Source organism: Jatrophihabitans cynanchi (assembly GCF_027247405.1).
In the GTDB taxonomy this organism is placed as follows: domain Bacteria; phylum Actinomycetota; class Actinomycetes; order Mycobacteriales; family Jatrophihabitantaceae; genus Jatrophihabitans_B; species Jatrophihabitans_B cynanchi.
The window spans coordinates 2706136-2719035 of the sequence record NZ_CP097463.1 but is presented as its reverse complement, the minus strand read 5'-3'; the positions used below and the strand labels follow the sequence as shown (position 1 = coordinate 2719035).

13 protein-coding genes are annotated in these 12900 nt (G+C 70.8%); 6 read left to right on the top strand and 7 right to left on the bottom strand.

Features of this window, described 5'->3' with window-relative positions:
- Position 1: 1 nt before the first annotated feature.
- Positions 2-466 (bottom strand): hypothetical protein, encoded by a 465-nt coding sequence (locus M6B22_RS13260; RefSeq protein ID WP_269442032.1) that lies wholly within the window; start codon positions 464-466, stop codon positions 2-4.
- 124 nt (positions 467-590) lie between these two features.
- On the opposite strand from M6B22_RS13260, the gene mptB reads away from it, so the two are divergent.
- Positions 591-2045 carry a polyprenol phosphomannose-dependent alpha 1,6 mannosyltransferase MptB gene (mptB, locus tag M6B22_RS13255; protein WP_269442031.1) on the top strand — a complete coding sequence of 485 codons (1455 nt, stop codon included), beginning with the start codon at positions 591-593 and terminating at the stop codon, positions 2043-2045.
- A gap of 42 nt (positions 2046-2087) precedes the next feature.
- On the opposite strand, the gene M6B22_RS13250 is transcribed toward mptB, so the two are convergent.
- From M6B22_RS13250 to M6B22_RS13235, 4 genes are all read right to left on the bottom strand, one after another.
- The gene (locus tag M6B22_RS13250) at positions 2088-2957 is read right to left on the bottom strand and encodes a hypothetical protein (RefSeq protein WP_269442030.1); all 870 of its coding nucleotides are present in this window, start codon (positions 2955-2957) and stop codon (positions 2088-2090) included.
- A gap of 81 nt (positions 2958-3038) precedes the next feature.
- Entirely contained in the window at positions 3039-3338 is a 300-nt protein-coding gene (locus tag M6B22_RS13245) for a DUF2516 family protein (RefSeq protein WP_269442029.1), read from the bottom strand.
- Positions 3339-3538: 200 nt separating this feature from the next.
- Positions 3539-4048, bottom strand: a complete 510-nt coding sequence (locus tag M6B22_RS13240; RefSeq protein ID WP_269442028.1) for a hypothetical protein — start codon at positions 4046-4048, stop codon at positions 3539-3541.
- Positions 4032-4481, bottom strand: coding sequence for a helix-turn-helix domain-containing protein (locus tag M6B22_RS13235; RefSeq protein ID WP_407935701.1), 450 nt, complete (start codon positions 4479-4481; stop codon positions 4032-4034). Before M6B22_RS13235 ends, M6B22_RS13240 begins: the two co-directional genes overlap by 17 nt.
- A 226-nt stretch (positions 4482-4707) precedes the next feature.
- On the opposite strand from M6B22_RS13235, the gene M6B22_RS13230 reads away from it, so the two are divergent.
- Positions 4708-5946, top strand: a complete 1239-nt coding sequence (locus tag M6B22_RS13230) for an amidohydrolase (RefSeq protein ID WP_407935700.1) — start codon at positions 4708-4710, stop codon at positions 5944-5946.
- Between the two features lie 273 nt (positions 5947-6219).
- Complete coding sequence (locus M6B22_RS13225) at positions 6220-8436, top strand: MMPL family transporter (protein ID WP_269442025.1); 2217 nt, start codon at positions 6220-6222, stop codon at positions 8434-8436.
- Between the two features lie 39 nt (positions 8437-8475).
- Here the strand turns inward: M6B22_RS13225 and ygfZ are convergent, their stop codons facing one another.
- Positions 8476-9507 (bottom strand): CAF17-like 4Fe-4S cluster assembly/insertion protein YgfZ, encoded by a 1032-nt coding sequence (gene ygfZ / locus M6B22_RS13220; protein ID WP_269442024.1) that lies wholly within the window; start codon positions 9505-9507, stop codon positions 8476-8478.
- A 7-nt stretch (positions 9508-9514) separates the two neighbouring features.
- Positions 9515-9961: a Fur family transcriptional regulator gene (locus M6B22_RS13215; protein WP_269442023.1), complete on the bottom strand. Its 447-nt coding sequence runs from the start codon at positions 9959-9961 to the stop codon at positions 9515-9517.
- Between the two features lie 28 nt (positions 9962-9989).
- Here M6B22_RS13215 and M6B22_RS13210 point away from each other — a divergent pair, with 28 nt between their 5' ends.
- From M6B22_RS13210 to M6B22_RS13200, 3 genes are all read left to right on the top strand, one after another.
- Positions 9990-10850 carry an aminotransferase class IV gene (locus M6B22_RS13210; protein WP_269442022.1) on the top strand — a complete coding sequence of 287 codons (861 nt, stop codon included), beginning with the start codon at positions 9990-9992 and terminating at the stop codon, positions 10848-10850.
- A 323-nt stretch (positions 10851-11173) separates the two neighbouring features.
- The gene (locus M6B22_RS13205; protein ID WP_269442021.1) at positions 11174-12088 is read left to right on the top strand and encodes an ABC transporter ATP-binding protein; all 915 of its coding nucleotides are present in this window, start codon (positions 11174-11176) and stop codon (positions 12086-12088) included.
- Entirely contained in the window at positions 12085-12900 is an 816-nt protein-coding gene (locus tag M6B22_RS13200) for an ABC transporter permease (protein WP_269442020.1), read from the top strand. The genes M6B22_RS13205 and M6B22_RS13200 overlap by 4 nt, the downstream gene beginning before the upstream one ends.

Here is a 12900-nt window from a genome sequence, read left to right as displayed (position 1 = left end):
GTCAGCGCTTGCCGAGATCCAGCACGCGGCCCGCGGCCGGCGTCCCGGAGCCGACGCCACCGACGAGCACGGTGTCGCCGATGTGCACGTCGGTGATCTTGCCGGCCGTTCCCTTGCCGTTCGAGCGCAGCCGCACCTTCGTGGCCGACGTGACGGCGAAGCGCTGCGACGTGCCGTCGGCCGTGTGCACCACGATCAGCTTCGTCGAGACGCCGCTGACGGTGCCGCGGGCGTAGTCGTGCGTGACGAAGTGGCCGCTCTTGTCCCGCGTCACGAACTGGCCGTGCACGGTGTGGCGCAGCAACCTGCGCTCCAGCGAGCCGGCCGGGGCTGCCTTCGCCGATGAACTGCTCGCGGCCGAGCCGGGCGAGGACGGCGTGATCGATCCGGTCAACGCCATCGCGGCGGTGCCCGATCCGACGATGGCCGCCGCGGCCGCGCCGGCGACGATGAGCCTGCGATACATGGATCCTCCTGTGGTCGGTATCGATGACACCGATCACCCTGCGCCGCGAGGGTCTGCGCGAGGGCAGGGAATTGTCAGGATCGTGTTCGGGCGCGTCCGACCGACCGGGCATACTGGCCGCACCATGAACGACCTGGCCGAGCAGGCGCTGCACGGGCTCGACCTGGCGCGCAAGAAGATCGTCGAGCACCCGGTCACCTCCCTGGCGGTGGCGGGCTTCGTCGCGGCCGGCACCGCAATGGTTGCCGGCGGCCGGATCGGTGCCGGCAGCGCGACCACTCCGCTGACGCACTGGCTCGGGCTGCTGCCGGACGACGGCACCCGCAACGACGCCCTGGCCGGCGGCATCATGTTCGGCGCGATCTGCTGCCTGCTGCTGCTCTGGATCGTGGCCGTCGCCGTGGTCCGGAGCGGCACCCACAACACCAGGCAGGCCTGGTCCCTGGTCGCCGCCTGGGGGGTGCCGTTCGCGGTCGGGCCACCGCTGCTCTCGACCGATATCTACAACTACGCGGCTCAGGGTCTGCTGCAACGGGCCGGCAAGGACCCTTACAGCACCGGACCGTCCTCGCTCGGCTACCACGCGATCGTCAATGCGATCGACCCGACCTGGCGCGGTGCGCCGAGCACGTCCGGCCCGCTCGGGACGCTCGTGCAGCACCTCGCGGTGGCGAGCACCGGCGGCGACGCCGTCGCCACGGTGATCGTGCTGCGGCTACTGGCGATCGCCTGCGTGATCTGCATCGGCCTGCTCGCGGCCGACCTGGCCGGACCGTACCGGGTGCCGGCGATCGTGCTCACCGCACTCAACCCGGCACTGCTGCTGTACCTGCTCTCCGGCGCACACCTCGACGGTGCCCTCGCGCTACTGGTGCTCGCCGCGCTGGTGACCTCGGCCCAACGCAGGTGGACGCTGTCGGTGGTGCTCATCTGCGCCGCCGCCGCGGTCAAGCCGGTCGCGCTGGCGGTGGTCCCCGCCGTGCTGCTCGCGCACTGCCTCGGCCACCGCGCGCACATCGCCTGGCGGATCATCGCCCGCGACCTGGCGATCGCCGCGGTCACCCTGGCCGCGCTTACCCTGATCGTTCGGGACGGGCTGGGCTGGCGCCGCAACCTGAGCGTCGTCACCCGCGAGCACACCCCGTTCGCGCCGGCGAGCATCGTCAGCGACATCGTCCGGCCGATCGTGCCGTCGGCCTCCTTCGACGATCTCGCTGTGGGCGGCCGGATCGCCGTCGTGGTCGCCGCGGTCGCCCTGGTCGCCTACCTGCTCGCCACCGTCCGGGAACGCTCGCTGGATCGCACCGTCGGGTTCGCGCTGCTCGCCGTCGCACTGCTCGGCCCGGTGCTCTACCCCTGGTACCTGCTGGGCGGCCTCGTCTGCCTGGCCCCGACCGCCACCGGTGCCCGGCGCGACTGGGTCGTCGCGCTCAGTTGTGCGGCGTGCGTGCTGGCGCCGGCCGGCTTCGGTACCGACGCCGCGCGCACCGTCACCCTGGTGGCGCTGATCGTGATCGCGATCGCGCTGCTACCGGTGCTGTACGCACACCAGCAGCGACGCCGCCTGGCGTTGCGCTGACCGGATCCCGTCAGCGCACGATGCCGTCAGCGCATGATGCCGTCAGCGCACTACGTAGCGCGAGCTGCCGACGTTTCCGGTACGGATCCAGACCGGGACGTGATCGCTGGCCGCCAACTGCGCGATGTCCTGCATGCTGGTCATCAAGCTGGAGAAGATCGAGCACAGTTGCGCCGGCCCGACCGATGCGTTCGTCACACCGGGCGCGACCAGGGCTAGCAGTCGCCCACCGGCGGGGCTGGCCATCGAGACCGGCCCCTCGTCCGTGATCGCGGTGAGGCCGTCGGTGTCGAGTACCCAGCCGTGCACCAGCAGCGTACGTGGCAGTGTGCTCGCCTTCGGGTCGACGATCTCCAACCCGTCCGGCACGGCGGACACCGACGCGCCACGGTCCTCGAGCAGCAGCACCGGCTCGTCGCCGACCACGAACCCGCGCACGATGCCCGACCGCTGCGGGTTGGTGATCGCCAGGCCGAGGTCACCCCGAGCGCGTGCGGCGGTCGCGATCTGCTGCGTCTGCCAGGCCATCCGCGGTGCGTTCTTCCACTCCACCCGGGCGGCGGGCAGGTTCAGCGGATGCAGGCTCTGCACGTCCCCGACCGTCTCGGCCCAGGTGACGAACGAGCGGACGGTGGCGACGTCACCGAGGACCCGGTCGGCCACGAAGGTGCGTCGCCAGGCGGAGAAGGTCGACCACACGTCGTGCACGTGTTCGTCGCGGTGCGCGAGCAGCTTGCGCATGCTCAGCTGCCAGTCGTCGGGCTGACCGTCGACGCCATCGAGTGGATCGACCAACTCGGCGAGCGCGGCGGGCGGGGCGTCCGGAGTGGGGTGGTGATAGACCAGCGCATGCACCATCGCCGTGCCGTTGCCGGCCAGCAGGCCGGACATGGGCCGGCCGGAATCGATCATCGCAACCTCCGCAGTGATGCCATACCTCAAGGGTCGCCCCGCGCGCAGGTGGTTGCAACCACCGCCACCTGTGTAGTTGCCTCAGCGGCCGGAGCCGCCGGTGATCTCGCGTACCGCCGGGCGCACGTCCGCCAGATACACCGCAGCGACGATGGTGGAGATCAGCGACAGCGGACCGATCGGCGACGGTGAGAGCCACGACCCGAGCAGTCCGGAGAGCACCAGGATGGTCAGCCAGGCCGGCTTGGTGAGCTTGTCGACGGCGGGGAACGCGGCGGCCTTGCGCGTGATGCAGTCCACCAGCGCCCACGCCTTCAGCGCGACCAGGCCCCAGAACAGGACCCGGTCGGTCCACAGGTACAGCGCGCTGACGATGTCCACTCGCTCAGGGTACCTAGCCCACAGGTGCCTAGCCCTCAGCGTACCTGGCCGTCGCTGCCCGCACCGGAAGCGGCGCCGCACCCCGGGCACGCCACTGCACCCCACGGAACCCGGAAGAACCCCGGCGCCTGGGAACGACGCTGCCCCGCCCCGGTCGCAACCGGGGCGGGGCAGTGGAGGGTTTGCGCGTGCCGACGAACTCAGTGCCCGGCGGCCTTCTTGGCCGGCGCCTTCCGGGCGGCCGGCTTGGCGCCGGTGGCCTTCGCGGCGGGCTTGGTCGCCGGCTTGCGGGTGGTGGCCTTGGCCGCCGGGCGGGAGGCAGCCGCGCTCGCTGCCGGCTTGGCTGCCGACTGCGCGGCAGGACGTGGGGCCGGGCGGGCGGCCGGCTTGTTGCCGAGGCCGGTCAGCGACCGGACCGGCTTGACGATCTTGACCTGGACGGTCTCGGCGACCGCGCCGGTGAGCGCCTCGGCGGTGGTGACCAGCCGGGCGACCCGCTTGTCCGACGTGACGGTGCCGACGAGACCGCCGGCCCGGTCGGTGACCGAGTGGGTGTAGTCCTTCGCCTGCTCCAGGTAGGGCTCGACAGCAGCCTTGATGGCCTGCAGGTTGACGGCCTTCTCGGCCTGGGTGCGCAGTTCGGCGACGGTGACGGTCGCCTTGCCGGTGAGTTCGTCGGCATAGCTGCGGAGGTCACGGGTGATCGACATGGGCGTACTCCTGTTCATCGGTGGGCTTGGATCGGACGGGATCTTGACGTGCTTGGTGCTGCTCGTTCTCCCGCCGGAACGAGGTGTAGATGTCGATGAGCACCTGCTTCTGCCGCTCGGCCAACCCCTCGTCGGCGAGGATCGCCGCGACGAGCTCGGGGTTGCCGATCCGGGTCTCCAGGATCCCGGCACGCACGTACAGCTGCTCGGCCGAGATCCGCAGCCCCTTGGCGATCTGCTGCAGGATGTCGGCGCTCGGCTTGCGCAACCCGCGTTCGATCTGCGAGAGATACGGGTTGGAGACGCCGGCCAGTCGCGCGAGTTGGCGCACCGAGACCTCTGCCTGTTCGCGCTGCTCGCGGATGAACTCCCCGATGGCCGCGCTGCTGCGCTTCGCCTGCTGCTTGGCCTGTTCCCGCGGCCGGTCGGCTATCACCGGTCCAGTCTCACCGAAGACTGCTAGCAATTGCAAGCGGGCAGCTAGCGACCTTGCTCACGTCCGGCGGCGCGGATCGTCCCCGCTCGCTACCGCCCACACCGACGACGGCGCACGCTGGACAAGGACACCCCCGACCCCACACACGCACCGGCAAGAGCAGCGGCACCAGCACCAGCATCGATCAGGGGAGACATTCGTGAGCGGTGACTCGGCAACCTCGGTGTTGGCAGGGCTCGAGCAGGTCCGCGGCTGGCAGGAGGACTTCTACCGCAACCTTCACCAGCATCCGGAGCTCTCGCGCCAGGAAACCGAGACGGCAGCGACGGTGGCCTCCCGGATGCGAGAGTGCGGCTTCGACCTCCACGAGCACGTCGGCGGCACCGGGGTGGTCGCAGTCCTTCGCAACGGTGCCGGGCCGACGGTGCTGCTGCGCGCGGACATGGACGCGCTGCCGGTCCGCGAGCAGACCGGGCTTCCCTACGCGAGCGAAGCGACGGCCAGCGACGGCTCCGGCAACCAAGTACCGGTGATGCACGCTTGCGGCCACGACGTCCACGTCACGTGCCTGCTCGGCGCGGCCGCGCTGCTCGCGCGAGCCAAGGATCGCTGGACCGGCACCGTCATCGCACTGTTCCAGCCAGCCGAAGAACTCGGCGACGGCGCAGCCCGGATGGTCGACGACGGCATCGCCGAGCTGGTCGGCAAGGTCGACGTCGCCCTGGCCCAGCACGTGCTGCCCTTCCCCTCGGGTCTGGTCGCGACCCGGCCCGGACCGGTGCTGTCCGCGGCCGACAGCATGCGGATCACCGTGTACGGCCGTGGAGCGCACGGGTCGATGCCGCAGGCATCGGTCGACCCGGCCGTGCTCGCCGCGATGATCGTCGTCCGGCTGCAAACGGTGATTTCGCGCGAGGTCGCCCCCACCGACCCCGCCGTGTTGACGGTCGGCAGCATCCAAGCCGGTAGCAAGAGCAACGTCATCGGCGACCACGCCGTCATCGAGCTGAACGTGCGAAGCTACAACGACCAGACCCGCGGCCACATCCTCGACGCGGTACGGCGCATCGTGACGGCCGAATGCCAGGCCTCGCAGTCGCCGAAGGACCCCGACATCGAACTGTTCGACCGGTTCCCGCCCACGCACAACGATCCCGGCACAACCGCGAGCGTCCGTGCCGCATTCGACGACTACTTCGGCGACCGGGCGACCACGCTGCCTCTGCAGACGGCCAGCGAGGACTTCAGCGACATCCCGAATGCCCTGGAGGTGCCGTACAGCTACTGGGGAATCGGCGGCATCGACCCCGACACCTACGCCGCGGCAGCGAAGGCCGGACGGATCTCCCAGGACATCCCCGTCAACCACTCGCCGAACTTCGCCCCAGTCATCCAGCCCACCCTCGACACCGGTACCCAAGCGCTCGTCACCGCCGCGCTCGCCTGGCTCGCGCCAGACTGAGATGCGCACGGCCGGTCGACAGGGTGGCCAGTACCCCTGAGGTCAGGGACAAATGTCAGGGTGCATTCGGGGGAAAAACCCATGGCATCCGGGGCCGCCCGCACGTGAAGCTGTACGAGCGCACCGGTCCGGCTGTCAGGGAACTGAGCTCGACCCGTCGCGCGTTAGGGAACACGGGCATCGTGCCGCTCACCACGGAGCAAGATCTACAAGGCAAGATCCACAAGCAGCATTCACACGCGCATCCAGCCTCGAGACAACGGAGTTTGACGCATGAAGACGATCGCCCAATTCGCAATCCGCCGACGGTGGTGGATCATCGCGGGCTGGATCGCGTTCATCATCTTGACCCAGGCACTCACCGGCGCGCTCGGTGGCGCGTCCTACAAGGACACCTTCAGCCTGCCGCACACCGAGACCGACAAGGTCATCCACCTGCTGGACAACTCCGGGCAGTCGGAGCAGAACGGCCTGTCCGGCCAGGTGGTGCTCAAGGCCAAGAGCGGAACCCTCGATTCCGCGCCGGCCGGCCTCGACCAGGCGCTGGCCGGGCTGTGCGCCGACAAGCTCGACGTCGTCGGCACCACCTCGCCGTGGCAGAGCGTCACCTGCGCGAACGGCAAGGCCCAACCCGCCGCGGGACAGCCGACCCTGCTCTCGCAGGACAAGTCCATCGCCATCACGAACGTCACCTGGAAGTCCGCCAAGTACGACCAGAAGCTGTTCGACGGCGTCTACGACCGGCTCGTGAAGCTGCGCAGCGACACCCTGCAGGTGGAGTTCACCGGCGACGCGTTCCAGGGGCAGGGCCAGAAGCAGCAGGGGGTCCCCCCGTTCCTGCTCGGCTTCATCGCCGCACTCGTCGTGCTCGGCATCGTGTTCCGGACGTTCGGCGCCACCGCGCTGCCGCTGGCCAGCGCGATCGCCGCGCTCACCAGCGGGTTGGGCCTGATCGGAATGCTCACGCACGTCATGGACGTCTCCAACGTGACACCGCAGCTGAGTGAGCTGATGGTGATCGGTGTCGGCGTCGACTACGCGCTGTTCATCGTGACGCGGCACCGGCGCAACCTGCGGCGCGGCATGAGCGTGCAGGACTCGATCACGTCGGCCATCGACACGTCCGGCCGCGCAGTGCTATTCGCGGGTACCACTGTCTGCATCGCCATGCTCGGCCTGACCGCACTCGGCGTCAGCTTCTTCTACGGCATGGCGATCGGCACCGCGGTCGCGGTGAGCCTGACCATGGTCGCGTCGCTGACCCTGCTGCCCGCGCTGCTCAGCTTCCTCGGCCTGAAGGTGCTGCCGCGCAAGCAGCGCCGGGCCGTGCGAGCCGGTCAGTTCGAGGACGCACACACGGTCGGGTTCTGGGCCCGCTGGTCGGACCTGGTCGCCAAGCGCAGCGTCGCCCTCGGGCTGGTCGGTGCGATCGCGATCATCACGCTGGCGATCCCGTTCCTGTCGATGCGGATGGGTCACGCCGACCAGGGCAACGACCCGGGGAACACGACGACCCGCAAGGGGTACGACCTGATCGCGCAGGGCTTCGGCCCCGGGTACAACTCGACGCTGACGCTGGTCGTCGACGGGCCGCAGGCACATGCCCTGGCCGCCAAGGTCGCCGACGCCCTGAAGACCACCGAGCACGTCAACCCGAACAGCGTGTTCCTGCCACCGAAGGGCTTGACGCCCGAGCTGTCACTCGTCTCGTTCAAGTCGAGCACCTCGCCGCAGGACTCGAAGACCACCGACCTGGTGCACTCGCTGCGCTCGGACGTGCTACCCCCGCTGTACAAGGGCACCGGTGATCACGTCTACGTGTTCGGCCAGACGGCGATCTACGTCGACTTCTCGCACGTGCTCGCGTCCAAGATGGTGCTGTTCATGGGCGCCGTCGTCGGGCTGTCGTTCCTGCTGCTGATGATCGCGTTCCGCAGCGTCGTCATCCCGCTGACCGCGGCGCTGATGAACCTGCTGGCCGCCGGCGCCTCGTTCGGCGTCGTGGTCGCGATCTTCCAGTGGGGCTGGCTGTCGGACGCGCTAGGCGCCGGCAAGGGCGGCCCGATCGAAGCCTGGGCACCCGTGCTGTTCTTCGCGATCATCTTCGGACTGTCGATGGACTACCAGGTGTTCCTCGTCAGCCGGATGCACGAGGAATGGGTGCACACACGCGACAACCGCCGAGCTGTTCGGGTCGGCCAGGCCGAGACGGGCGGCATCATCACCGCCGCCGCGCTGATCATGATCATGGTGTTCTTCGGCTTCGTCCTCGACCCGAACCGCGTGGTCAAGCTGCTCGGCATCGGGCTGGCCAGCGCGGTGTTCCTGGACGCGTTCATCCTGCGCACCGTGCTCGTCCCGTCGCTCATGCACCTGCTCGGGCGGGCCAACTGGTTCTTCCCGAAGTGGCTGGACAAGGTCACGCCGCGCGTCTCGGTGGAGCCGCCCGACGAGGTGATCGAGCCCGAGCGCACCCCGGTCGGCGTGTGACCTTGCCCGGTTCGCCGAGCGAACGTACCCGGCGCCTGATCAGGCGCCGGGTACGGCCGGCGCCGCCACGTCGACCGCGACCGGTGCGCCGGCGACGGTCAGCGCGGCGTCGTCCGGGATAGTCCGCTTGATCACGGCGAGCGCGATCGGGCCCAGCTCGTAGTGGTGCACCGCGGTTCCGAGGAACCCCACGGCACGCTCGCCGGAAAGCACCGGCGTACCCGCCGGCGGCAGCTCGTCGGCGTCACCGGACAGGTGCAGCAGCACCAGCCGGCGCGGCGGCTTGCCCAGGTTCTGCACCCGGGCCACCGTCTCCTGCCCGCGGTAGCAGCCCTTCTGCAGGTGCACCGCACTGCCGATCCAGCCCACCTCGTGCGGGATGGTGCGGTGGTCGGTCTCGAAGCCGAGCCGCGGCCGGCGCTGCTCGACCCGCAGCGCCTCGAAGGCCCACAGCCCGACCGGCCGGGCACCGGCCGCGGTCAACGCGTGCGAGCGGGCGGCCTGCGCGGCCCGCGGCACCAGCAGGTCGACAGCACCCGCCGGCCATCGCCGGCCGCGCACGAATCCGCCGGGCTCGCCGGGCAGCGCCACCGCGCGGCCCGCGGGCGGCACGGGCAGCTCCGCGGCCGCAAGTACGTCGGCGGTGCGCGGGCCCGCCAGCGTCAACACGGCCCAGCCGGCGGAGACGTCGACCGGCTCGACACGCTTGAGGAAGCGCATCTTCTGGAGATAGTCCAGCACGACGACGGCGGCGCCCGGCTCGGTGTCCAGCCAGACCGTCGCGTCCAGTTCGGTCAGCTCCCAGTGCTGCTCGACGTGCCCGTGCGGCGACAGCACGAGCGACTCGGTGCTGTCGCCGTCGGCGAGCCGCTCCACGTGCTGCGAGCAGATCGTGTGCAGCCAGGGCAGCCGATCCTCGCCGGTGACGGTCAGGACGTCGCGATTCGACCGGTCGATCAGGCCGGCGCCCTCGGCCAGGACACGCTGCTCACGCAGCGGGTCGCCGTAATGCCACGGCACGCCGACGTCCACTCCGGTGCCGGCGACCGCGCCGTCCACTTCGATGCTCATGCAGGTGTCATCGCTCCTTGGCCGGGGATTGTTCCGCGCAGGTCCCGCACCGGCCGAACACGGTGAAGTGGGCGCGGTCCAGCACGAAGCCGCGCTCGTCGAGCAGCCGCTTCTCCAGCGCGTCCACGGTGTCCGGGGGCGCGTCGACCACGGCGCCGCACTCGTGGCAGACCACGTGGATGTGCTCGTCGTCCGCCGGCCGGTACGACGCCGCACCGTGGCCCAGGTGCGTGTGCTTGACCAGGCCGAGCTCCTCGAGCAGTTCCAGGGTCCGGTAGACGGTGGTGACGTCGACCCCGGGGACCGCCTCGCTGAGCTGCTCCGGGGTCGCGTGCCGCAGTTCGCGGACCGCGCGCAGCACCAGTTCGCGCTGGGCGGTCAGCCGAAGGCCGCGCGCGCGAAGTTCGCCGGCCAGATCGAGCTCGCCGGCGTGCAGGTCGTCGGGTGCATGCATCGGGGTCCATGGTAGGTAGCCTGGCGCGGTGACGCTGACGTTACTGGGGCTGCTCGGCACCGGGCTCGTCGATCCCCGTAGCGCGGTGGTCCACGCCGACGATCCCGGCCTGACCCGCGGCGACGGCTGCTTCGAGGGATGCCGGGTCCGCACCGACGGCTCCGGCCGCAGCCAGGTCGACAAGCTGGATGCGCACCTGGCCCGGATGCGGCGATCCGCCTCGGCGCTGCAGCTTCCGTTCGACGCGGACGAGTGGCGGGTGCTGGTCGACAAGGCGCTGGCCGCCTGTGTCACGCCCGGCGAGTGGGCGATGAAGCTGCTGCTCACCCGCGGCCCGGCAGGCGGGACGCCGGTGGGGCTGCTCACGGTCAGCGCGCTGCCGGCCGAATACCCGCGCCAGCGCCGGGACGGGATCGCGGTGGCGACCCTGGACCGCGGCACCGCGGCCGACGCGTTCGCCCGCGCGCCGTGGCTGCTCGGCGGGGTGAAGGCCCTCTCCTACGCGGTGAACATGGCGGCGCAGCGCGAGGCCGTGCGGCGCGGCGCGGAGGACGTGATCTTCGTCAGCGCGGACGGTTTCGTGCTGGAGGCACCGACCAGCTCGGTGGTGTGGGCGGTGGGACGGGCCCTGTTCACGACCCCGCTGGACGGCACCGGCATCCTGGGCGGCACCACCCAGCAGTTGCTGTTCGAGCGCGCAGCTGCGGCCGGCTGGCGCACCGAGGCGGCGCGGGCCCGGGTTGCCGACCTGTTCGCCGCGGACTCGCTCTGGCTGGTCGGCAGCGTCCGCGGCCCGGTGGACGTCGTCCGCATCGACGGCGTCGTCCGGGCCCGCGACACCGCACGTACCGCCGAGGTCCGGACGCTGTGCGGCTTCGGTCGGCAATAGCGTTGCCGTCGTCCGATCTTCGTCGTACCTTCGTCGGTACACGAGGAAGGAGGTGGTCCGCAGTTGAATACTTCTAGGACACGTGAGGTGGCTGCCAGCTAGCCGCTGTACAAGACAACGGACCTGCATGGCTCTGCCCGGTCCGCCGGCGACGGCGGCGAGCACTACCAGGCAGCTACCCGGCCCCCGGATCGTCGGCCCGTCCAGCCGGCCCGCCTCGGCGGACAAGATCCGGGGGCTGTCCTGTGTCCGGGTGCATTCAGGGTCGATCTCAGGGTGCGGCCCCGATGCGCGCCAGCCGGTCCGGCGCGCACGCTGCTCGCATGATCGAGGTACGCGGACTGACCAAGGACTACGGGCGCACCCGCGCGGTGGACGATCTCAGCTTCGACGTCCGGCCGGGGCATGTCACCGGGTTCCTGGGCCCGAACGGTGCGGGCAAGTCGACCACCATGCGGATGATCCTCGGCCTGGACCGGCCGACGCGCGGCACGGCGCTCGTGCTGGGCCGTCAGTACCCGGCGCATCACCGCCCGCTGTGGGAGGTCGGCGCCGTGCTCGAATCGCGCGCCGTGCACGGCGGCCGCAGCGCGTACCACCACCTGCTCTGCCTGGCGCAGAGCAACGGCATCGGACGCCGCCGGGTCCACGAGGTGCTCGGCCTGGTCGGGCTGGGCGAGGCGGCCGGCAGGCGCGCACGCACCTTCTCCCTCGGCATGAGCCAGCGTCTCGGGCTGGCCGCCGCGCTGCTCGGTGACCCTGCCGTACTGCTGTGCGACGAACCGGTGAACGGCCTGGACCCGGAGGGCATCCATTGGATCCGAAGCCTGTTGCGGACCCTGGCCGCGCAGGGGCGGACCATCTTCGTCTCCAGTCACCTGATGAGCGAGATGGCGCTGACCGCGGACCACCTGATCGTCGTCGGCCGCGGCCGGCTGCTGGCCGACGCGAGCGTGGCCGAGGTGATCGCCGCCAGCGTGTCCGGCTACGTGCTGGTGCGCTCGCCGGACGACACCGTGCTCGCGCCGCGGCTGCGAGCGGCCGGCGCGACCGTGCGGCCGCATCGCGACGGCGGGTTGGAGGTGTCCGGCCTGGACTGCGCGGCCGTCGGTGAGCTGGCCGGGCGCGCGGGAGTCGTGCTGCACGAGCTGTCCCCGCAGCAGGCCTCGCTCGAGGCCGCCTTCCTCGAGCTGACCGCGGGCTCGGTCGACTTCGCGTCGGAGAGCGGCGCGTCATGACCACACCGACCGCGGCCGTCCCGCCGGCGACGCGTCCGGCGCTGCACCAGAGCGTCGGCTTCGGCAACCTGCTGCTGTCCGAGTGGACGAAGCTGCGGACGCTGCGCTCGAACCGGCTCAGCGCCGCCGTGATCGTGCTCGGCACCATCGGCCTGGGCGTGTTCCTGGGCGCGCGCTGGGCCCACCAGCATGGCCCGCTCGACCCCGACTTCGACGCAACGAACGTCTCGCTGAGCGGCGTGTACCTCGTCCAGATCGTGGTCGGCGTGATCGCGGCGATGGCGATCAGTTCCGAGCACACCACCGGGATGATCCGGGCCAGCTTCTGCGCGGTGCCGCAGCGACGCGCGCTGATCGCGGCCAAGGCCCTCGTCGTGGCCGCCTCGACCTTCGTCCTGGCCGGGATCTCGTGCTTCGCGGCGTTCGGCTCGGGCCAGGCGCTGCTCGCCGGCAAGCACGCCGGCGTCTCGCTCGCCGACCCGGGCGTGCTGAGCGCCGTGTTCGGCTCCGGCCTCTACCTGACCCTGGTGGCCGTGCTCGGCTTCGGCCTGGGCACCGCGATCCGGCACACGGCCGGGGCACTGACCGCGTTCTTCGGCGTGCTGTTCGCGCCGAGCGCCCTGGTGGACCTGCTCCCGACCAGCTGGCGCAACACGGTGATCGAGTACCTGCCGGCCAACGCCGGCAGCCAGATCCTCACACTCGTGCACAAGCAGGGCGCGCTCTCGGCGTGGGCCGGGCTCGGCGTCTTCGGGCTGTACGCCCTGGGCGCGGTGCTCGCCGGGTTCGCGCTGTGCGGCCGGGACAGCTGA